Source organism: Mycobacterium gallinarum (assembly GCF_010726765.1).
Taxonomy (GTDB): domain Bacteria; phylum Actinomycetota; class Actinomycetes; order Mycobacteriales; family Mycobacteriaceae; genus Mycobacterium; species Mycobacterium gallinarum.
The window spans coordinates 141,152-162,205 of record NZ_AP022602.1 but is presented as its reverse complement, the minus strand read 5'-3'; the positions used below and the strand labels follow the sequence as shown (position 1 = coordinate 162,205).

22 protein-coding genes are annotated in these 21,054 nt (G+C 63.3%); 11 read left to right on the top strand and 11 right to left on the bottom strand.

Annotated elements, in window-relative coordinates; translation table 11 throughout:
- Positions 1-127: 127 nt before the first annotated feature.
- Together G6N42_RS30625 and G6N42_RS30620 are read right to left on the bottom strand one after the other, a co-directional pair.
- A complete protein-coding gene (locus G6N42_RS30625) occupies positions 128-1,858 on the bottom strand; it encodes an amidohydrolase (RefSeq protein ID WP_163738984.1) in 1,731 nt (576 codons plus the stop codon).
- On the bottom strand, positions 1,855-2,763 hold the full coding sequence (locus tag G6N42_RS30620; protein WP_163738983.1) for a sterol desaturase family protein: 909 nt from the start codon (positions 2,761-2,763) through the stop codon (positions 1,855-1,857). Before G6N42_RS30620 ends, G6N42_RS30625 begins: the two co-directional genes overlap by 4 nt.
- A 117-nt stretch (positions 2,764-2,880) precedes the next feature.
- Here G6N42_RS30620 and G6N42_RS30615 point away from each other — a divergent pair, with 117 nt between their 5' ends.
- A complete protein-coding gene (locus tag G6N42_RS30615) occupies positions 2,881-3,633 on the top strand; it encodes an AraC family transcriptional regulator (protein WP_163738980.1) in 753 nt (250 codons plus the stop codon).
- Positions 3,634-3,717: 84 nt separating this feature from the next.
- On the opposite strand, the gene G6N42_RS30610 is transcribed toward G6N42_RS30615, so the two are convergent.
- Complete coding sequence (locus G6N42_RS30610) at positions 3,718-4,293, bottom strand: MPT63 family protein (protein WP_163738977.1); 576 nt, start codon at positions 4,291-4,293, stop codon at positions 3,718-3,720.
- Between the two features lie 475 nt (positions 4,294-4,768).
- Between G6N42_RS30610 and ripB the strand changes: the two genes are divergently transcribed.
- Positions 4,769-5,431: an NlpC/P60 family peptidoglycan endopeptidase RipB gene (gene ripB / locus G6N42_RS30605; protein ID WP_434059635.1), complete on the top strand. Its 663-nt coding sequence runs from the start codon at positions 4,769-4,771 to the stop codon at positions 5,429-5,431.
- Between the two features lie 58 nt (positions 5,432-5,489).
- Here ripB and G6N42_RS30600 read toward each other — a convergent pair whose 3' ends face one another.
- Positions 5,490-6,023 carry a winged helix-turn-helix transcriptional regulator gene (locus G6N42_RS30600; protein WP_232076881.1) on the bottom strand — a complete coding sequence of 178 codons (534 nt, stop codon included), beginning with the start codon at positions 6,021-6,023 and terminating at the stop codon, positions 5,490-5,492.
- Here G6N42_RS30600 and G6N42_RS31425 point away from each other — a divergent pair.
- Positions 5,958-6,110: a hypothetical protein gene (locus G6N42_RS31425; RefSeq protein WP_232076885.1), complete on the top strand. Its 153-nt coding sequence runs from the start codon at positions 5,958-5,960 to the stop codon at positions 6,108-6,110. The two genes, G6N42_RS30600 and G6N42_RS31425, sit on opposite strands and share 66 nt — an antisense overlap.
- 321 nt (positions 6,111-6,431) lie before the next feature.
- Here G6N42_RS31425 and G6N42_RS30595 read toward each other — a convergent pair whose 3' ends face one another.
- Positions 6,432-7,352 carry a M56 family metallopeptidase gene (locus tag G6N42_RS30595; protein ID WP_163739125.1) on the bottom strand — a complete coding sequence of 307 codons (921 nt, stop codon included), beginning with the start codon at positions 7,350-7,352 and terminating at the stop codon, positions 6,432-6,434.
- Positions 7,352-7,561, bottom strand: a complete 210-nt coding sequence (locus tag G6N42_RS30590) for a hypothetical protein (protein ID WP_163738971.1) — start codon at positions 7,559-7,561, stop codon at positions 7,352-7,354. Before G6N42_RS30590 ends, G6N42_RS30595 begins: the two co-directional genes overlap by 1 nt.
- A 572-nt stretch (positions 7,562-8,133) precedes the next feature.
- Here G6N42_RS30590 and G6N42_RS30585 point away from each other — a divergent pair.
- Together G6N42_RS30585 and G6N42_RS30580 are read left to right on the top strand one after the other, a co-directional pair.
- Positions 8,134-8,880 (top strand): response regulator transcription factor, encoded by a 747-nt coding sequence (locus G6N42_RS30585; protein WP_174262315.1) that lies wholly within the window; start codon positions 8,134-8,136, stop codon positions 8,878-8,880.
- Positions 8,877-10,067 (top strand): sensor histidine kinase, encoded by a 1,191-nt coding sequence (locus G6N42_RS30580; protein ID WP_163738964.1) that lies wholly within the window; start codon positions 8,877-8,879, stop codon positions 10,065-10,067. The genes G6N42_RS30585 and G6N42_RS30580 overlap by 4 nt, the downstream gene beginning before the upstream one ends.
- A gap of 9 nt (positions 10,068-10,076) precedes the next feature.
- On the opposite strand, the gene G6N42_RS30575 is transcribed toward G6N42_RS30580, so the two are convergent.
- Together G6N42_RS30575 and G6N42_RS30570 are read right to left on the bottom strand one after the other, a co-directional pair.
- Positions 10,077-10,745, bottom strand: a complete 669-nt coding sequence (locus G6N42_RS30575) for a DUF305 domain-containing protein (protein WP_163738960.1) — start codon at positions 10,743-10,745, stop codon at positions 10,077-10,079.
- A gap of 298 nt (positions 10,746-11,043) precedes the next feature.
- A complete protein-coding gene (locus G6N42_RS30570; protein WP_163739122.1) occupies positions 11,044-11,805 on the bottom strand; it encodes a serine hydrolase in 762 nt (253 codons plus the stop codon).
- 181 nt (positions 11,806-11,986) lie between these two features.
- Between G6N42_RS30570 and G6N42_RS30565 the strand changes: the two genes are divergently transcribed.
- The 5 genes from G6N42_RS30565 (at position 11,987) to G6N42_RS30545 (ending at position 16,356) form a co-directional block, all read left to right on the top strand.
- A complete protein-coding gene (locus tag G6N42_RS30565) occupies positions 11,987-12,370 on the top strand; it encodes an ArsR/SmtB family transcription factor (RefSeq protein WP_163738957.1) in 384 nt (127 codons plus the stop codon).
- Positions 12,363-14,474 carry a heavy metal translocating P-type ATPase gene (locus G6N42_RS30560; RefSeq protein WP_163738952.1) on the top strand — a complete coding sequence of 704 codons (2,112 nt, stop codon included), beginning with the start codon at positions 12,363-12,365 and terminating at the stop codon, positions 14,472-14,474. Before G6N42_RS30565 ends, G6N42_RS30560 begins: the two co-directional genes overlap by 8 nt.
- Positions 14,475-14,555: 81 nt before the next feature.
- Positions 14,556-14,897 (top strand): DUF3703 domain-containing protein, encoded by a 342-nt coding sequence (locus G6N42_RS30555; protein WP_163738949.1) that lies wholly within the window; start codon positions 14,556-14,558, stop codon positions 14,895-14,897.
- A gap of 14 nt (positions 14,898-14,911) precedes the next feature.
- Complete coding sequence (locus tag G6N42_RS30550) at positions 14,912-15,493, top strand: hypothetical protein (protein ID WP_232076867.1); 582 nt, start codon at positions 14,912-14,914, stop codon at positions 15,491-15,493.
- A gap of 203 nt (positions 15,494-15,696) precedes the next feature.
- Positions 15,697-16,356, top strand: coding sequence for a DsbA family protein (locus tag G6N42_RS30545; RefSeq protein ID WP_163738946.1), 660 nt, complete (start codon positions 15,697-15,699; stop codon positions 16,354-16,356).
- A 96-nt stretch (positions 16,357-16,452) separates the two neighbouring features.
- On the opposite strand, the gene G6N42_RS30540 is transcribed toward G6N42_RS30545, so the two are convergent.
- Both G6N42_RS30540 and G6N42_RS30535 read right to left on the bottom strand, forming a co-directional pair.
- Positions 16,453-18,375: a bifunctional copper resistance protein CopD/cytochrome c oxidase assembly protein gene (locus G6N42_RS30540; RefSeq protein WP_163738943.1), complete on the bottom strand. Its 1,923-nt coding sequence runs from the start codon at positions 18,373-18,375 to the stop codon at positions 16,453-16,455.
- 46 nt (positions 18,376-18,421) lie between these two features.
- Complete coding sequence (locus G6N42_RS30535; RefSeq protein ID WP_163738940.1) at positions 18,422-19,192, bottom strand: cytochrome c biogenesis CcdA family protein; 771 nt, start codon at positions 19,190-19,192, stop codon at positions 18,422-18,424.
- Positions 19,193-19,369: 177 nt separating this feature from the next.
- Here G6N42_RS30535 and G6N42_RS30530 point away from each other — a divergent pair, with 177 nt between their 5' ends.
- Positions 19,370-20,308, top strand: coding sequence for a L,D-transpeptidase (locus G6N42_RS30530; RefSeq protein ID WP_163739116.1), 939 nt, complete (start codon positions 19,370-19,372; stop codon positions 20,306-20,308).
- Between the two features lie 24 nt (positions 20,309-20,332).
- Here G6N42_RS30530 and G6N42_RS30525 read toward each other — a convergent pair whose 3' ends face one another.
- On the bottom strand, positions 20,333-21,052 hold the full coding sequence (locus G6N42_RS30525) for an adenylate/guanylate cyclase domain-containing protein (protein ID WP_232076865.1): 720 nt from the start codon (positions 21,050-21,052) through the stop codon (positions 20,333-20,335).
- Positions 21,053-21,054: the final 2 nt, after the last annotated feature.

The window sequence follows — 21,054 nt, the reverse complement described above, 5'->3', positions numbered from 1 at the left end:
GGTGATCAGTGTGGCTTGGCGCGACTCGCTCCGGCGTGTCGTAGCTCGATGAGCGACACCATCATGCGGTCTCCAACGCTTTTGCCGGCCACGATCGACATGCACAGCGTTCTACTTATGCAAGGTGTTATTTGAGAGGCTTTGAGGGCACTTCGGCACCGTCCGTCGCGGGATCAGCGAGCCACCCGCCGTTGAGCATTGTCGCCAGCACGCGGGTGTCCGGCAGGTCGGCGATGCGACAGGTGAGGGGGTTTCGGTCCACGACGATCATGTCTGCGTGGTTCCCGACATTTAGACTTCCGATGTCGCTCCAGCCCAGCACTTGCGCTGCGGTCCTCGTCCACGCGGCGAGGGCATCGGTGCGAGCGATCCCGGGGGTAGCGGCACGCCGTCCGGTCGCGCAATAACGTGGTTCGACTGCTAAGGCGAGGTGTTCGAAGACGTTCTTGGGGCCCCAGTCGGTGCCACAGCCCACGGTTAGCCCAGAAGCCAGGAAGCGCTGCAGCGGAACGAGATGTTCGAGGATGTGTTCCCCGATCCGCTCAGCGAATAGCTCGCCTTTGCCCCAGGAGAACGACATGGTGGTGGTGAGGTCCAGACCGAGTTCGGCCAGGCGGGTGATCTGGTGTGGTTCGGCGACCGCGGCGTGCTGGACGATCCACGGGCGGTCCTCTGCGCGTAGCGGTCCCTTGAGGTGCTCGAGCTGGTCGAGGTAGATGTCCAACTCGCCGTTGCCCGCGATCATCATGTTCAGGCGCAGGCCGCTCGCGAGGCAGAACCGCATCACGTTTTCAACGGTGTCTGCGGGCACGAACGATCGGCCCGTGGTCATGGCCCCGAACGGTCCCCGGTACGGCTCGCGCAGGAGTAATTGGCCGGAGTGGCAGGATCCGCCGCGGCCGATGGTGACGCCGTCGATGCGCAGCATGTCATCGTCGCGGTCGACCAAATGAGCGGCGCGCTGAAGGCGGGACAGCAGGCGGTCGCCGTCGACAGGTTGGTCGTCGGGCATGCCGTAGATGTGCGCTTCCGGTGCGCACTGCACGCGAACGCTGAGCTGATCGGTGCTGCGCAACCACTGATAGAGCTCGATGTGGGAGAAGTCCATCGCGTGGGCTTCGTAGACGGTGGTGACACCGCGCGCGTTGGCTTCTCGCATTGCACGTATCACACCAGGCTCGAAAGCGTTGGGCTGCAACAGCGGTAGGTGCCGCAACAGGCTATTCATATAGTCGTCGTTGTTGTAGTAAAGGGTGACCGCACCGTGTAGCCGCCCGGTGGGTTCACCGGCGGCGTCCTTTTCGACCCACACATCACCGACACGGTCGGCGGTGCGACGGTGGATTTCCAGGCGTTGCAATCCTGCACTATTGAGAACGCAGGTGTTCGGGATGACTGGTGCCCACGCCTGAATGAACACCGGATGGTGCGGCGCCGCGCGGTCGAGGACGACTCGGTCGGGTAAGACGCCCTCGGCGAGGTCACGGTACGAGCGCCGCAGAAAGTAGTGCGGCTCCCCCACCGGGGTCGTCATGATCCACTCCCCCAGTGGTGTTGTCTGAGCGCGGGCGGTGATGCGTGCGGCGATGTCTTTGTGGTCGACAGCATCGGCTAGATCGACCAACGGTTGGGCGATCACTCCGAAGTGCAGTAGGTGGGGGTGGGTGTCGATGAAGCCCGGCATCACCGTGGCGCCGTCGAGGTCCACCACGGTAGCGTCTGGGCCAGCTTCGCGGCGGACGTGGGGGTCGCTGCCCACGGCGCTGATACGCCCCTTGTCGATGGCGAGCGCTTGAGCGGTGGATCCTGCACGGTTGCAGGTGATCACGGTGGCGTGGGTATAGACGGTGCTCGTCATGACTGGGTCGCCACGGTCTGCAGGTTGTCACCGTCGGCGTTGTCCTTGAGATTGCAGGCCCCGGTCGCGCGGAACGGTTCGGCCAGCTGAGCTAGATACCCGACGGGGTAGTTCGGCTTGGCGGCCATACCGAGGTCGTCGCTGCTGAACCGGCGTTGCGTGTCGAAGGAGAAGGTGCGCAGCGTGTGGTCCCAGACGAGGGTGAAGAGCCCGAAGTTGACGTCGCCGATGCCGGCCCATTTGAGATGGTGAAAGCGATGTCCTTCATTGAGCGCCAGCACCTTTCGCAGCGGACCGATTCGGTAGTCGGCGTTGGAGTGCTGCAGCAGCAGCTGGACCGCAATGCATACGGTGAGCACCTCGGCCACGGCCTTCGGCATGCCAAGCAGCAGGAGTGGCACGGTGCCCGCGGCGAGTTCCAGAGCCCCGTGAAGGGGATGCTTCATCAGGCCGTTGAATCCATAAAATCGCTTCACGCTGTGATGCACGGCGTGAAAGCGCCACAGCCACGCCACCTTATGGCTGGCGAGGTGCGCGAGGGTAACTCCGAAGTCAGTGACGACGATCGCGATCAGGACTTGTACGACGAAGGGCAGCGACGACGGCCATCGTTCACCGAATGGCGACAGCGCGGCCATCAGCGGGATCACAAGCACGGTGAGTAGCAGCGACGTCTCGTTGATGAAGGCGTGCGCGACGTCGCGGCGCGTATCACCGACCGACGTATTCCACTCGTCGGTGTAGGGCAGAGCTCGTTCGGCCGCGAAGGACAGCCCGATCGCCGCGACGATGAGCCCAGCCATCCACAGTTCGGCCCAGGGCGCGTGCGCCAGGCCGATAGCGGCGCCATTTATACCGATTAGCATTACTGGCACGTAGCCGTACCGGACAAGTGATTTTGTCATGTCCTAAGTCTCTGGAGGTACAGCGCGTCAGCGCATGTACAGATCCGGCGATATTTGTCCGAGAGCAGTGGGATTCGAAGCTCGAGGTGCGGGCGCCGTCATTGGCATACTCAGGGAATGACGTGGTCGGGGGCAGCCGTGATCGAGCCGGGCCGGCTGATTTTCAGCGGCCGGCTTGGTGCTGCACACGGTCACTCGCACGCGGCGGTTCAGATCGCCGTTGCGTCCGACACATCAGTGCTTTTCACCGATGCATCTGGGCGTAGCGTTCATACTCGCGCCGGCATCATTCCGTCTGGAGTCCTGCACGCGATTGACGCTGGTCCAGCGAGCGGCATCATGATCTATCTGGATCCCACAGGAGCACACGGACGTCGCGTGGGAGCTCTCGTAAACCGCGTCAGCCAAGATGGAGCATTAGCCTGGCGGGCGGCGGCTCGGCGCCTTTCAGATGAAGCTAATCACGCTGACGACCTCTCGACAGCCGCCGATACCGTGATTACCCAACTCCTAGGACCCGAAGGCGCAGTCACCGCGCAGACCGACACGCACCCCTGCGTGTCGGCAACCATTGCATTGATGCCCGACCTGCTCAGCGGCCCGGTTCGACTGACCGACGTCGCTTCCGCCGTGCATCTGTCGGCCGACCGGCTCGGCCGCCTGTTCGCCCGCGATGTCGGCCTGTCCTTTCCCGCCTATGTCCGGTGGGCGCGGCTCATCCGAGCGATGGAAGTCGCGCGCATGGGAGAAACGATTACCGACGCAGCCCACGCCGCCGGTTTCGCCGATGGCTCCCACGCCAACCGGGCGTTCCACGAAATGTTCGGCGTCGCACCGATCGACGTCCACCGCAGCGTGCGGCTTGCCTGACCAAACAATATTCAGACGCTGCTCGCCCTCCAGAACCTGGCGCACTGGCGCTCGATTGAGGGAGGGAGGACCTGCGAACGGGGCTCACATCATGTTGCGGTGCGGGCAGGGGCAATCCCTGGCGGCACACATCGGGCATCTGTCCATCGGCATGGACATCGGCATGGACATCGTCATACCGCTCTCGCAGCACCACATCAGTAATTCGCCCGCCCCGTCGTTGTAAACGATTCCCATCGGATCTTCACCGATGACGTCGAAGTAGATTTTCCCTGTCGAAGATTGCCCCTGTGCCAAAGTTGTCGGTGCAATGCCCTGTGGGGTTGCCGCCTGCCAGAGAACCCCGACGCGCTGACCACCTGGCGCCGCAGCGTAGAAGCTGGGGATGAGCGGCGTCACTGTGCCTTTGACAGCTTGCAGAGTGGCGGTCGCTTGCCAGAGTTGCCCGCGAGGGGTATAGCCGGGCAAAACGTCCTCGGACTTCTGCAGTCCTGCGATGGTCCATTCTTGGACGACGGTGCCGGCGGCGTCCACGCGTTGTTGTGGTGAGCCGAACTGGTGGGGACAGGCCTCGGCTGCAGAGGAAGGTGCGCTGAGCGCTGTCGCGGCGGCGATAAGCAGTGCAGTCATCAACACGATGACGACGTTTCGTTGTGCCATATCGTTCCTCCTGCTGCGGGGAGCGCCCAATCAACGCCCTCATCTACGTAGCGCGATAGTAGTCTGCGCCGTTGGAGCGGCTAGAAAGGGGTGAATCGACGTGCTCTTCAACGATCAAGCGCACAACTGGGAATGAGTCTGCGCAATTTATTCTTTCGCCCAATTCCGGCGCTTACCAGCGGCATAAAGATCCGACGGAGGAATTTCACCCTTGTAATTATGTGACTGCTGTTACCAATGTGGCGATTGTGAGTTAGCCTTTTCTACGTATCAGCTACGTACATCGTCACTGGGCAGTCCAGTTGTGTGAGCCGCGCCTTGGCTTGACGCGAACGACTCCCGCGGCGCACGAAGGAGAGTCGGCGTGAATTCTCTTGCCCGACAGAAACGCTCGACGCAATCTTGCGCGCAGCGCCGCACGACCGCTGCACGCCATGTGACTATCCGGCGGGTCAGTTGGGTCCTAGGGCTCAGCGTGTTGCTTTTTGCAACATTCGTGCCTACGAGCTCAGCGCAACCTACTGCTGGACCATGGGATCCGCTGCTTCCGATGCTTCGGAGCGCAGGCGCACCGGGTGACCCAGTGGCCATCGCGAACGCCTCGCTGCAAGCAAGTGCCCTTGCGACGCAGACAACCATGGAGATGGGCCGCAAGTTTCTGACCAGCTTGGGGATTCTCAGTCCTCCTGCTGCTGCCGCCCCTGAGGCGAGCGTGCGCGGCAGCCGCGTGTACGGCGCGCAGGCCATCGAGGCCGTCATTAGGCGAGCCGGAACGCAAATCGGCGTCCCGTATTCCTGGGGTGGGGGAAGCCTTAATGGGCCTAGTCGCGGTATCGACTCCGGCGCGGACACCGTCGGATTCGATTGCTCCGGACTGACACGGTACGCATTCGCCGGTGTGGGGGTCCTGCTCCCGCGTTACTCCGGAGACCAGTACGACGCCGGACGTAAGGTGCCGCCGTCGCAAGCCAAGCGCGGGGATCTATTGTTCTGGGGACCGGGCGGCAGCCAGCATGAAGCCATCTACCTCGGTGGAGGTCAGATGATCGAAGCGCAGCAGACTGGTGTTCCCATCAAGGTCTCCCCGGTGCGCATGGCTGGCATGACACCATACGTCGTTCGAATCATCGAGACGTGACAGGCAAGTGTCCCCAGCCCCCTTTTTGGCCAGGACCTCATGTCCTTTCACGTCCGTTTCAGCCTCCGAGGCAGTAACCCACCCCACGCACTGTGCGCAGGTAACGAGGAGACGCTGAGTCCTCACCCAACTTGCGACGGAGTCTGCCAATGTGCACTCCAAGCGAGGATCGGCCACCGGTGACGGATCTCCCCCACACGAACTCTGCTAGCTGCCGAGACGTCACAGGCTCTCCTGGGCATGCTGAAAGCGCATGGAGAATGGCGAACTCGATACGAGTGACCGCCACCGTATTACCGCACAAGAACACGCGACGTGACACCACATCAACCTCTAGATCTGCGATTTTGCGCGGTCGTATCGCTTCGCCATTCCAGCCGCGATGTGTTGTCTGCGTACCGATTCGGTTGTTTCTCAGCACGCTACGAATACGAGTGTTCAATCCCTCGATCTTCCTTTCAGATGTGAGTGCGACATTCGAAAGTAACGGTCTGACATCTGCGTCGGTAACGGCTACGACGCCGACGTGAGCCGACTGCCGAACACGGTCCAGCACGGCGGCACCCGGTCCATCTGTTCCTATGCACACCATCACGACGTCAGGGTCGCCGTTTCGCAGCTCGTCAAGTGCAGCTGCTTCGGAGTGCACGACTTCAACGGCGAATTCGTGCGCGCGTAGCCTCTGTGTCAGATTAGCCGCGTAGATGTGCCGCGGCTCCAGCAGCAGCAGGCGGATGCGCCCGGCGGCAACATCTCTCGGTGAGTCGCTGGCTCGGTGACCAATCTCGATAGTCGTGTGAGGCTCCTAGCTCGTATGCGTCAGCGATGGCAAGCGCTCTCGATTAAATAGCAAGAACCATCCCGCAGACGGCTATCGTAACGGCAATATACGTATCTACTACGTAGATACGTATAGCGTGTCGTCCATGCTGCGTCCATCCCGCAGGCAAGTGCCGGATTTCGCGGCCCCCGAAGGGATCCATCCCGCGACGTGTGCCGATTAGTGGTGGCAGAGAACCTGGATGAGCGCGGGCATCGTAAGCATCGCTGTCATCGCTGCGCCGAGGGAGAACCGGTGCCGCCATCGAGTGTGACTTCGCGTGGGTGTTGCCAGCCTCATCGCGCGAATAACGACTGCCGTTGCCGCCGCAGCCAAACCTTCCGGTAACGGGGCGTGGTGGCCGGCAAGGGTGAGCAACCCATCGAGCAATGGGCGCGTGCCGACCTTACGTGCAGCAGCGTCATCGGCACACATCTCCAGCAGTTCGGCGACCGAATCGTTGGCGATCGCGAACAGCGGGAGTCTAGGCAGTGTCGTGGACAGCGCCCGCAGCACCATGAGAATGTGGTGGTGTCGGCCCGCGATGTGCGCATCCTCATGCGCCAGAACCGCTTTGAGCTGCGATCGGTCCAAGGAACTCATCGCGGCGGAGGTAACGACAATGGCATTCGGGCGCCCGACGACACAATAAGCGGCACGCCGGGCAGCCTCAATGACGACCATGTTGGGATGGCCTGTTGGCCTTCCGATGATCCGCGCAGCGTGTGCATGCTCATGACTTCGAGCGCGAAGTCCCGCGATGGAGCGGCCCACCCGTATCCCGACTATGCACAGCGCCAGCGGGCCGCTAATCGCCAGTGCCACTGTTCCGATCCGTCCTGGCAGCGGGGTGTGGTCCGAGAAGCCAAACAGCTCCAGGCACAGGGTCACTGCGGAGGGCTGTTGGATACTGTCCGATGCGGCGATGAGTACCAGCGCCAGGGCCACAACCCAGGCGATGAGCGTGGCGCCAATCGTGACGAGCCAAGCAGCGACACCCATGTAAGGGCTGATTCCGCTGCTGGTCATCCGCCGCAGCACGGGAGGCGCCAGACACGCGAGCACACCGCCGTAGAGCACAAGCCACATGGCCGTGGTCATCATCGCCGGCCCTTGTCCGGCTCCGCCTTGAGTTGCACGCAGGGCTTCTTGCTCATTTGATCAGCGGAAGAGGACATCCCCATCGTGTAGGCGAGTTGTCGGCGGCGCGACGGCGCCTCGAAGGACTCGCGCACTGTCACGGAATCCGAGTACACCCGGAGAGGCTCCTTGACCACCGCTTCGAGGTCGCCGAACCCACGTCGTTCCACGTCGCCACCTCCTGCTCTCGATGGCGAGCTGGCCACTCGCTTCGCGACTCAACTGCATTCCTTAATGTAGCGGTCCACAGGTGGATTTCCTGGTACGTGCAGCGTTGCGTCATCCGCGCCGGATCCTTTGGCGCAGCCTGGAGCTCGCATCCGTGGCGACGCTTTGAATCTGGTGATTTAGCAGTACATTGCGAAACATTCGGCGAATCAGCGTGACCGGTCCGTGCCAATCATGTCGGCGTCGGCACCGCCGCCATGCGGTCGGGTCAAAGCGTCGCGGCGGGGCGCGTCGTCTGAGTTATCAAGTCGAGGTGACGAACTAAGTAGAGCGATAGCGCCGGCGATGGCGCCAGCCCAAAGCACCACCACGGACGCACAAAGTAGCAGCCAGACCTGCCATCCAAGCGCGTTGCGACAAGTGTCCATCCACGACATCGAGGGCTCCTCCTATGACACTCATCGTTGCGCAGTCATCTAGTGACGCGGTATTTGTCCTATGAAGATCTGCTGAAGATCGAGCCCGCATGTGCAAGCAAGTGTCTCTTCACCGGCGAGCGGGCACCATAAGTGGCATGCAGCAGCCGACAGGGACGCCATCGAAGCCTGCGAAGGGCTATCGCGCTTTGGTGGTGGACGACGAAGTACCGCTAGCCGAGGTGGTAGCCAGCTATCTGCAACGCGAGCAGTTCGAGGCGATCGTCGCCGACAACGGTGTCGACGCCATCGCGGTGGCGCGTGAACTCGACCCCGACGTCGTCATCCTCGACCTAGGCCTGCCAGGAATTGATGGTTTAGAGGTGTGCAGACAGCTGCGCACCTTCTCCGACGCCTATGTCGTGATGCTGACCGCTCGGGACACGGAGATCGACACCATCCTCGGTCTTACCGTCGGGGCCGACGACTACATGACCAAACCCTTCAGCCCACGCGAACTCGTAGCACGCATCCGGGCCATGTTGCGGCGACCACGCGCGGTACCGATCACCAGCTCGGCCCCAGTCCTCGACAGCGCACCGGTGCGGCGCTTCGAACTGCTCTCCATAGATGTGGCGGCCCGAGAGGTACGCATCGACGATGAGTTGATTCTGTTGACGCGCACCGAATTCGATATCCTCGAAGCTCTCTCAGGTCGCCCCGGTGTGGTGCTGACGAGGCGACAACTTCTCGAGATCACTCGCGACGGTCCATGGGTCGGCAACGAGCACCTCGTCGACGTCCACATCGGACATCTTCGACGCAAGCTCGGTGACGGCGCCGCGCGGCCGCGCTACATCACCACAGTGCGGGGGGTTGGCTACCGGATGGGAACGGGGAAGTGACCAGCACAGCCTCCGCCCGGCGGTCTCGGCGAGGCCGGTGGCGCCGATCCGGCATCGGCCTACGCCTGCTCGCGGCTCAGGCCATCGTCTTAGCCGCTGGCGCAGCGACGACTTCGATCGTGGCGGGCGTTGTGGGGCCGCCGCTGTTTCGTGAGCATCTGCATCGAGCCGGAGTCGCTGCGGACTCCGTCGAGCAATTCCACGCCGAAGAAGCGTACGGATACGCCACGGCCATCTCATTGGGAGGCGCCGTAGCGGTGGCCGCGCTGGCTGCTCTGGCGGTGAGCTGGTACGCCAGCCGGCGGCTGCAGCGATCGATAACCGAAGTCGCGGCAGCGGCTACCGCCGTCGCTGAAGGTCACTACGACACACGGGTGTCATCTCCCCGGCTCGGCGATGAATTTGACGCACTCGCTATTGCCTTCAACCAGATGGCGTCCCGGCTGCAGTCGGTTGAATCGACCAGACGGCAACTGTTCGGCGACTTGGCCCATGAAATTCGTACTCCTATAGCAGTGCTGGTCGCCTATATCGAGGCGCTCGAAGACGGGGTACGCACGCTAACCCCGCAGACAGCAACCATGCTGCGTGACCAGGCAGGGCGTCTTGTGCGGTTCTCCGATGACCTGGCCTCTCTCGCCAAGGCCGAAGAGAGTTCGGTCTCGATGTCGTACAGCTTCATCGACGTCGAACGCTTGGCTCGCCGCTGCGCCGCGGCGGTGCAGGACCGCTACGACGCTAAGAAGGTGGCGCTCCACGTCCAAGTTGCCGATGGCCTTCCCCGACTGTGGGGTGATGAGCAGCGGCTTTCGCAAGTAGTAAGCAACCTGCTCGACAATGCGTTGCGCCACACACCTTCTGAAGGATCAGTCAACATCAGTTGCTTTCGCGAGGCGGACCGGTTGGCTATAGCGGTCATCGACAGCGGCCAGGGAATCACAGCCGAGCACCTGCCACGTCTATTCGAGAGGTTCTACCGGGCAGACGCAGCCCGTGATCGTGAACACGGCGGCGCTGGCATAGGGCTCGCAATCGCCAAAGCGCTCGTCGAAGCGCACGGCGGAACCATCTCCGTGACGAGCGGCGGGCTTAGCACTGGCGCAGCCTTCACCGTCGCTCTGCCGATTGCGCGCCCGCGAGAGGATGCCGCACCGGTTGGCACGACGTTGACCGCACACGCCGACTAGCGAATCGGCTCATTGATTTTCCAAGATCCCCTGCATGGTGGTGATTTCCTCTTGCTGATTGGAAACGATGGTCCGTGCCATTTCCACCGCCGCGGGGAACTGCCCATTGTCGATTTCGAGCTGGGCCATGGTGATTGCACCCTTGTGGTGCTCGATCATCTGTGTCAGGAACAACCGGCCAGCATCGCCGCCCTGTGCATTCTGCAGGGCAGCCATGTCCCCCTCAGACATCATCCCGTGGCCGCCGCCGGCCATACCCGGCATCTGACTGGCGTCACCGTCGCCGGGCATGTCGTGACCGGGCATCCCGCTGCTGGTGGGCGCGGGTGTGGACGACGCGCCCCACGCTTGCAACCAACCCTGCATCTGCTCGATCTCCGGACCTTGCGCGCTCTTGATCTGGTTGGCCAGCGACACGATTTCAGGGTCGACGCCCTGCTTGGCGAGGAGCATGTCGCTCATCTCGATTGCCTGCTGATGATGTGGGATCATGCCTTGAGCGAACGTCACATCGGCGTCGTTGTGCGTGTCATTGCCAGCAGCGCTGGTGGAAACCGGCGACGGGGCAGAGGCGGCTGCGGAACCCTGGGTCTCGCTGTTCGTGTTCGAACAGGCGCTCGAGAAGAGGGCCAACGCCACCACCGCCGCGAGTCCGAATCCATATCGCTTGTGCTGCATCGCACATCCCTCCCGATCACTCCATTGACCTCATGCGTACACCGACACGGGCTATCGCCGCCGGTTACCCTCCAGCTTCGGGATTCCAAGTATGGGTCGGTTCGACTTCCGATGAAGATTTGATAAAGACCACTTCCACCAGCGGCGACCACTGTGACTCTCAGGAGTCATGCCGCTGCCAGTCGCGTGTACGGCATTGAATCCCGAGTGCAGCAGTCGCTTTGGTGACAATCGGCAACGAACTAGTCGTCCGCATGGGAGTTGTCGTGCTTGTTGCAAGCACGGTGAGAAGTCTGCGCTAGGTCGGCGATAGCAGAATTTGAGCCAGGCGCGTCGTGGTCTCCACACCGTCGTCATAGCCGCCCTCACCGTTGAGTGAGTTCATGATCGCCAGGGTGTAGCGCTGTTGAGGGCCGGCGAAACCAACGCTGTTGACCACCCAGCCCCCCTGCTCCTGTGACCATCCGTTCTTGTTGCCGGGGGTCATGGCCGCGCCCGCTCCCCACACTCCCCATTGTTGGTTTGCGTCGAGGTGCTGCATCTCCGACACGATGGCCGCGGTCTGGGCCGGCGGCAGCTTGGTGAGGGTGTAGTTCATCAGCCGGTCCAGGTCATCACTCGTGGATTTTTGGAATCCCCAGTAGGGGTAGGTGGCGCTGAACCCCTGCTGCGCTTGCAGACCGGTCATTCCGTAGTTGGGGAAGTTGCGGTTGAACGCCATGTTGTCGGGTCCGCCGTAGCGTTCCCACAACGTGTCAGCGGCCTTGCTGTCGGAGGAATGCATCATGTCGGCCATGAGTTGGCTGTCGGCTGGGGTCAGACTGATCTGACCAGTGCGCGCCCGCGTCAGCAGGTCCACCACCATTGCGAGTTTGATGGTGGACGCGGTCCACATCATGGTGCCGGCCGCCTCGTTGCGGTGCGCCTGTCCGGTCGTGCGGTCGCGGAGGACATAGCCAATGGTGCCGGGACGGGTGGCGAGGTAGGCGTTCGCCTGCGCGATGCGCTGGGCCATGTTGGCGTTGGCGACGGGCGTCGGAGCCACGACCAGTACCACCAGTGCGACAAGCCCGATCGCGAGCGCCTTCACAGGCCCAGCTTGTCAGGCCAGTACGCACCATGGCCGAAGGCACGCCGTACCTACGCCGCTTCCTACTGCTCGTCTACGTAGGTGCCGATCGACGGGGCGGCACATCGAAATGCCCCTACTACGACATATCAACATACGTTAGTATGTGCTGATGACCGAACCGTCGATCGATCGGTGCGAACTGCTGTGTCTGGACTTGCCGCACGCCGAGCGGATTCGCGCCCTGCTCCCGTCGTTGGCGGAGGCCGAAGTCTTGGCCGCCGCGGCCAGGGCTCTGAGTGACCCGACCCGGCTGACCATCGCATCAGCCCTTCTCGAAGGCGATGAGCTGTGTGTGTGCGACATGGCTTGGGTGGTCGGCCAATCGCAGAACCTCGTGTCGCATCACCTGCGTCAGCTCAAAGTCGCCGGTCTCGTGACGTCCCGGCGGCAAGCCCGGATGGTGATGTATCAGCTCACCGATCGCGGCCGGTCCTTGACCGAAGCCGTTTTCGGACACACAGGCCGCCGGCCTGCCGAGGTTCGTCATGTCTGATGCGTGTTGCGGGCCTGTGGGCAAGGACGCCGACGCCGAGCCCGACTCGGGGCCGGACAAGTTGTGGCATGTTCGAGAGCTGCAATTGGCTGCCGTGGCGGCGGCGTTGCTGCTTGCCGGTTGGGCGCTCGACCGAAGTGGTCTTCAAACGGTCAGCCTGGCAGCTGAATTGGCGGCAGTTGCCGTTGGGGCCTTAACCTTCGCACCCGGCGCCGTTCGCAACCTTCGGCACGGCCGCCTCGGGGTGGGCACGTTGATGACGATCGCCGCGATCGGCGCCGTGGCACTGGGGCAGGTCGCCGAGGCAGCGCTCCTTGCAATCCTGTTCTCCATTGCTGAGGGACTTGAGCACTACGCGGTGACGCGTACTCGCCGAAGTCTTCGCGCCCTGCTGTCGCTGGTACCACCTACGGTGACGGTGATCCGCGAGGGACGTCAAACCGGCGTGACGCCAGATGAATTGGTGGTAGACGACCTGATGGTCTTGCGGCCGGGAGACCGCGCAGCCACCGACGGCGTCATCACCTCCGGTCGTACCAGCCTGGATCTGTCGGCGATCACCGGGGAATCGGTTCCAGTCGAAGCCGGACCAGGCACTGTCGTGCATGCTGGAGCAATCAACGGCGGCGGGGCCATCGAAGTCACCGTCACCGCAGCCGCTGCTGACAGCTCCTTGGCCCGCATCGTTCACATCGTGGAGCAGGCCCAGGAACGCAAGGGCGCGGGCCAGCGCCTGGCCGATCGGGTCGCCCGCCCACTCGTCCCGGCGATCCTGGTTCTCGCCGCGGCAGTCGCCGGAATCGGCGCGCTCGTTGGCGATCCGGTGTTGTGGCTCGAACGCGCGCTGGTGGTGCTCGTTGCGGCGTCACCGTGCGCTCTGGCCATCGCGGTGCCCCTGACCGTCGTGGCCGCCATCGGCGCCGCCAGTCGACAGGGCGCTCTCGTCAAGGGTGGCGCCGCGATCGAGGAACTCGGACGCATCACCGTGATCGCCCTCGACAAGACCGGCACACTGACACGGAACAGCCCCCAGGTCGTCGAGACCGTGACCGCCGGCGGGGTCACCGAAGCCGAAGCCCTGCAGATGGCATCCGCGGTGGAATCTCGCAGCGAGCACCCTCTGGCCCAAGCCATCGTCGCCGCCTCGGCCCCCGGCGTCGCGGCCGCCGACGATGTGACAGCCTTCGCCGGCCACGGCATCAGCGGACGCCTCGAAGGATCCACCATCCGTTTGGGTAAGCCCGGCTGGATCACGCCCGGGGAATTCGCCGGCGACGTCACCCGCCTTCAATCGGCAGGGGCAACGGTGGTCCTGCTCGAACGCGACGCCGCCGTCATCGCCGCGATCGCGGTCCGCGACGAACTGCGGCCCGAAGCCCCCGAAGTCATCCGGCAACTGCGTGAACTGGGCATCAAGACAGCGATGCTCACCGGCGACAATGTTCGCACAGCTCGAGCGGTAGCCGAAGCTGCCGGCATCACCGCCGTGCACGCCGACCTGCTGCCCGAAGACAAAGCGCGCCTGCTGCCCGAACTATCCGGCGGCCGGCCCATCGCGATGGTCGGCGACGGCGTCAACGATGCACCCGCACTGGCCACCGCCGACATCGGCATCGCGATGGGCGCGATGGGTACCGACGTCGCCATTGAAACCGCCGACGTCGCGCTAATGGGCGAGGACCTGCGTCACCTCCCCCAGGTTCTCGCCCACGCCCGCCGCGCCCGTCGAATCATGCTGCAGAACATCGGATTGTCGATGGCGATCATCACCATCCTGATCCCCCTCGCCGCCTTCGGTGTTCTTGGATTGGCCACCGTGGTGCTCATCCACGAGGTAGCCGAAGTGCTCGTCATCCTCAACGCGATCCGCGCCGCACGCACCCAGCCACTGCCCGACGACGTTGCACCGCTGCGCGCTGCAACCGCGGTGCAACACGGCACCCTGCCCCCGCCCCCTCCGCCCGTCGACGCCTGCTGCGCTCCGCCGGCATTCCCCGCACCGGCGCCCCCAGCTCAACGTCATACCTGCGGCGAGGACTGCGCGTGCTGCCGCCCCATCGAACCCGAGGAGTCACGCCATGAGTCGACACACTTCCAGAAGTGAGCACCACGTGAAATCACGGCCGCATGGTTCAGTCATCGCTGCGAAATTGTCTATTGCTCAACGTGATTGGCCGGTGGCGGCATGACGCGCATCAGTGTCCCGGCCCGCGACGGCTACCGGCGGGAAATGGCCGCCGCGAAGCTCGCACCGTCGGCAGAGCAACGATGGCGACATCTGGAACGAGCCCACATCGTGTCTCAACCCGATCCCTGGCTGCACACCTGCAACCACGCTGCGATGCTGTCGCTCGCCCTGCGCCAACGAGACCGTCGCGAAGCGCTGGGCCAGGTGGTTCGCCTCATCGTCGCTGCGCCCGGATCGCTGAGCGGACGGTATCCGGTGGGCAACACCGGCAGGGTCGATGCAGGCCTCATGACTCCGATGGCAATACCGGACGACCTCGCCTCGCTCGTGGACAATTGACGGGCACGACCACGGTGGCTGTCACGGAGTCGAACCGCGGTGCGATGCCCGCGCCGTCCGTCGCTGCCGCAGTAGCGCTGACGGTCGCGACATTGGGCGTGGGCTACTGGGCGCTCGGGCTGGCGACGATGCTCATCTTCACCGCCGGGTTCGTCGGCGGCCTGCTCCTGTGGCTGGTGTGGCCGAATGGCGGTAGCTGGGCCGACATCCGCGCCCCTTACTGGATCGCGTTGGCATTGTTCGTGATTCACCGCGTCGAAGAAAAACAGATGGACTTCTTCGCCTTCCTGGCGACGGTCACAGGCGTGCCGACTCCTCCGGTGACTTCGGTCCCGGTGATCTTGCTAGTCGTTGTTTCGGCCGGCGCCTGGCTGCTGGTTCCGGTTCTCATGCACCGCCGTCGGCCGATCGGCCGTTATCTCGCGTGGACCTTCTTCGCCTCAATGGGCCTGACCGAGTTGGCACACTTCCTGGTCTTTCCGTGGCTGGATCCGGCCGGGGCCGGCTACGTGCCCGGAATGTGGAGCGTATTCGCGCTGGCTCCGGTCGCGTGGTGGGGTATGTGGCGTCTCGCTCAGGCGCCATCCATCACCTAGGGCGACGGCGGAGGAGCTCTCGGAAAACCGCCGCTTCCGCGTCGGTTCGAGGCATTCATGTGGGTCACGCGGGACGTCTACGGTCTTCCTACGTATATAGTCGAACGCGAGATGCACATCCTCACGTCCGTTCCGGCGCGCCGCCACCGCAGGTGGCCGCCCCAGCGCAGAACAGACGCTCTCTGAAAGAAGGACGTACTCAGATGGCACCCATCACACGCGTTCTACTGACCGCGTTTGCCGTCATTACCGTGATAATCGGGGCCGGCGTCTACCTCTCGGTCCAGAAAAAGGACACACCCGCCGCAGCGCAGGCCGAGGGCGGCGAGGTAGGTCAACTGGTCCGGGACAACAGCCGCCGCCTCAACAACGCGCCGAACAGCAATGTCACCCTCGTCGAGTTTCTCGACTTCGAATGCGAGGCGTGCCGCGCGGCATTCCCGATGGTCGAGCAGGCGCGATCCGAGTACGGAGACCGTGTCAACTTCGTCATCCGCTACTTCCCCATTCCGTCTCACTTCAACGCCGAGCGAGCAGCGCGTGCGGTCGAGTCAGCCGCTCAGCAGGGCAAGTTCGAGCCGATGTACAAGAAGATGTATGAAACCCAGAGCCAATGGGGCGAACAGCGGACCCCGGCCGACTCCACCTTCCGCGGCTTCGCCACCGAACTAGGGCTCGACATGGCCGCGTTCGACGCCGCCTACAACGACCCCGCCACGCTCGACCGTGTCAACGTGGACGTGGCCGACGGTCAGGCCCTCGGCGTCCAGGGCACCCCGACTTTCTTCCTCAACGGAAACGAAGTGGAATTCAGAAGCTACGAAGACTTATCGGCGGCGGTTGAAAAGGCACTGAAGGAGTAGCCGCAATCGGATGGTCGGCGTGCCGTGCGCGTAGGTGGAAGATGTGGTCGCTGCGTTATGCATTCCGGTACGCAGTGTGCGACGCGCTCGTCAACTTCAGGCTTTTGTGGTCGGCGCAACTCCGTTGTCCCTTTTCAGGGGACCGATACGCTGCACGGTCAGGATCACGATGACCGTCAGCATCGCCAAAGCACCACTGGTTGAGACGATTACACCGCCCAATCTCTGATCGCTGAGAAGGTTCGTATGCCAGTTCAGCTTCAACGAACGATAGAAGGCTTCACCGAGGACACCCTGCATGCTCGCTACCGCAATCCCTGCGAACACGAACTGTGACAGCGCTAACAACGTCAATGCAACTCGACACCCCTGGGGCATCAGCCGCGGCGCTGGCTGCACGCCGCTGACGACAGCGAAAAGCAGTGTGCCGCTGAACAGGAAGTAGCCGATAGTCGCCATGTGGGCGGCGTGTTCGCTAGTTGCGATGTCGAAGACGCCAGCAATGCATAACCCGTAGACGCCCACCGCGAGTATCGCCAGTGCCGTCCACGGTTGGGTGAGCAGACGCGTCAACGGTGAGTCCAACGCGCCCTGAACCCATTCGCGTGGCCCGGGTGCAGCCCCGGGTTCGGCTGCTCTCAACGCCGTTAGTGCCAGCGTCACAGGCGCGCCCTGAACGAGCAGCGCCGGCACCACAATGGTGAGCAACAGTTGAACGATGGCGTGCATGCTGTACATCGCCGCCATGTACATGCCCAGTCCCGACGAGGTAGCGAATAGCATTGTGACGCAACCGATCAGCCACGATGTGGTGCGTCGCTTCGACCACGGGTCCCCACGGCGGGCCAGCCGGTACACCCCAGCGAGATAGATGCAGGCCATGACGACCGCCGCTGTACCGAAAATCAGGTCGAACCGCCATTCGGTAAACATTCCTGCGATCGTCGGCGCTTCGGGAAGGTCGAATCCGAGGGCAACTTCAGCCGGTGAGGGTTCGCTCGGCGTGGGGGGCGGCGGAGTGCGACCAAGCCCGACCGCGACGCCGACGGCGATGCCGAACAGGGCAGCCTCGCCGAGCGCGAGCCGCAGTAGCGGTCGACGTGAAGTCGGATCGAGCTGCAGCGCGCGGATCGACGATCGTCGGTGGCGCCACCCAATGACACCGAGTCCAACAAGCGCTGCCACCTTCGCCACGATCAACAGGCCGTAGGTGCTATCCCAGAGGTTCGACACGTCGATCCGGACCGCTGCATTGAGCAGCCCACTGACAGCCATCGCGGCGAAGCATCCAAGCGCCAGACCCGAAAATCGCCGGGCGGCGACATCGGTATAACTGCCACCGCGCAGGGCGTGTACGAGTAGGGCGAGCAGTCCACCTGCCCACAACGACCCGGCAATCAAATGAATGAGCAGGCTGTTGGTCGCGATATCGTGTGAACCGCCCGTGGAAGAGTGCCCCGTCACGGCGACCGGCACCAAAGTCACCAGGCCGCCCACCAACAAGAAAGGTGTCCACGACCACCGCAACACCGTCAGACTCGCCACGGCGACGACTCCTGCCAGGATCGAGGTGGTGCGCCACGCCGCAGTGGTTTCAACAAGGTCGGCCGCCGACCAAACATCCAGGGGTGTCAGCTCAGTCAAGGGCACCCCCGACACATCGGAGACGGTCAGCGCTACCAATAGCGCAGCGCACATCGCCCACACCGCACAAGCGACCGCGCCGACCCGCACCGCCCGGTACCCATCAACGTCGAGCACTCCACCGGTTTGTGGCGGCACGAGGAAGGCGGCGAACAAGAAGTGTCCGATCGCCACCATCGCAGCGATCTCACCGGCGGCGCGCAGGAAGGACAGCCCGTAGGTGGTGATCGGCCCAGGATCTCTGAGCCCAGTCACCTCAAGCGCGTCGTCCAACACGAGGGCGCCGATCGCCGCGGCGGTCACGCCCGCCACCAATGCGACACCGAGCAACACTGGCCACACCGCGCGGCGACGCCTGGCGGCAACGGAAGTCACCGTCACGTCTTACGCGCCGTCCGCGCAGAAAGCCGCTCTCGCACCGTCATATCGGAAGTGTGGTGTTGCTGACGAACGCATCGCGCACCCACGTCACCACCTCATTCCACAATCCGGTCAGCAAGGCGATGCCGACGACGACGAGGAGCACACCACCAAAAACTTGAATTCGTCGCGTGTTTCGACGAAGCCAACCCAAGGTCTTAACCGCGCGCCCGGATGCGACCGCCAACAGCACAAACGGGACGCCCAGCCCCAGACAGTAGGCGACTACAAGCAAAACGCCACGAAACACACTCGGCCCTTCGGTGGCAGAGGCCACTGCGATGACGCCCGTGAGCGTCGGACCCAAGCAAGGAGTCCAGCCGAGCCCGAAGACCGCCCCGAGTAGCGGTGCACCCCCCAGCGTTGACAGCGACTTCGGCGTGAAACGCGCTTCGCGTTGCAGTGCAGGGATGACACCCATGAACACCAGACCCATCACGATCGTGATGACCCCACCAACGCGTTGCAACAACAACCCGTTGCTGATGACCGTCGATGTCAGACCCAAGATCGCGACAGTACCCATCAGGAACACCGCCGTGAAGCCAGCCACGAACAAACCCGCGGCCCCTGCAACCCGCAAGCGCGCACCGACTTGCCGCTGGGCACGTGCCTCGTCGTCGACGCCGACAATGGCCGCCAAATAGGACAGATACCCGGGTACCAGCGGAACGACGCACGGCGATGCAAAAGACACCAGCCCCGCCAATACCGAGACAAGCACGGCCAACAGCACATGTCCCGACGTGGCGATCTCCGTGAAACTAGTCACGGCGTTTCACACTCTTCACATCCACCTGTCCTGAACTCCCACATCTACTACGTAGGTCACAGCAGTCACGATCTCGTGTGCGCCGCACCATCATCTACTATGCAACTACGTAGCAACTCGGCGGCGTCGACGTCCTCTGACGTATTGACGGCGACCAGTGGATGGGAGAAGACCTGTATGCGGTGTCCGCCGCTGAGGCCAGTCGTCGCGATGTTGACATCCCTCTTCGCGGCGATGGCACTTCTGACCGCGATGTCGGCGTCCGCCCAACCGCCGGTACCCGTGCCTACGCCCGGCGACCCGTTGGGGATCCCCGTACCGACGTCGTCGAACCCTTTCGTGCCATCCCTCGGGTCGGCGCCGACGACTCTAGACCCACCCGCCGGCCAGAATCCGGCACCGTACCTCGGGCCGCCAGTTTTCGCGGCCCCCACGTTCAACCCGGTGAACGGCTCAACGGTTGGCGTGGCGAAACCCATCATCATCAACTTTCCGCGGGCGATCGCCGACCGGCCTCTCGCCGAGCAGGCCGTCCACGTCTCGTCGAACCCCCCGGTTCCCGGCAAGTTCTACTGGATGAGCGCGACTCAACTCAGGTGGCGCCCGATCGACTTCTGGCCCGCCAACACCACGGTCACCATCGACGCTGGTGGAACGAAATCGAGCTTTCGTACCGGTGACGCGTTGGTGGCGACCATCGATAACGCGACCCTCCAAATGGAGGTGATGCGCAACGGCGTGCTTGAGAAGACGATTCCGGTGTCTTTGGGTAAGCCGGGCTATGAAACACCCAACGGCACCTACTACGTGCTCGAAAAGTTCGCCGACATGGTGATGGACTCCTCGACCTACGGCGTGCCCATCGATTCCGCCGAGGGCTACAAGCTCAAGGTCAAAGATGCGGTGCGCATCAACAACGCGGGCATCTTCGTTCACGGCGCACCCTGGTCGGTGGCCGACCAAGGCAAACGCAACGTCAGCCACGGCTGCCCCAACCTCAGTCCGGCCAACGCCCAATGGTTCTACGACACCTTCGGCAGCGGCGACCCGGTCGTGGTCAAGAACTCGGTCGGCGTGTACAACGAGAACGACGGCGCGCAGGACTGGCAGATCTGACACGCGCGCAATGGGTCTCGCGTCTCACCGATCCAATGACAATGACCACGCCCCCTCGTAGTCAGGAGGCGAGGCGGTGTCACCGACGATGCGCTGGGCGAACTGCTGCATACAGGCGGTTGAACAGAATCGGTACGACGTGCCCGAATGTGTGATCGTCAATTCTGGGGCGCCCGTCGCGACGTGCATCCGGCAGACCGGATCCACATGCTCTTGGTGATGAGTACCAATGTCGAGGGCGAATGCGTCAATAGACGATCCGATGTTGCGCAGCGCCAACGATCCCAACGCGGTCATCGCAGCGAGATCGGCTGCCGAAAGTGCGGATGCGACACCGTCGTTGACGACGATCTGCCCGGCCTGCGCCACGGTAGCGAGCCTCGCCGCGGTGTTGACTGTCGAACCGAAGACGTCTCCGTTCCGCTTCACCACGGGGCCAGCGGCGATACCTGCCCGCAGCATCGGAAAGCCCTGGATGCGACCGATCTCGGCGGTGAGTCGTCGGAGGAAAGTCACTGCCGTAGTCGGATTCTCACACACCACCAGCACCGCATCGCCGATGGTCTTGATGAGTTCGTCGCCGGGGCCGAGAACCCGGGTGGCTGAGGCGGTGAATGTTTCTGCCAGCTGTGCAGCACTGTGATCGCCGTGGGCTTCGGTGAACGCGGTGAAGCCAGACATGTCGACGAAGACGACGGCTGCTTCGACGTCGGCGTGCTCGAATCTGGCTGCTGCACTGAACATCA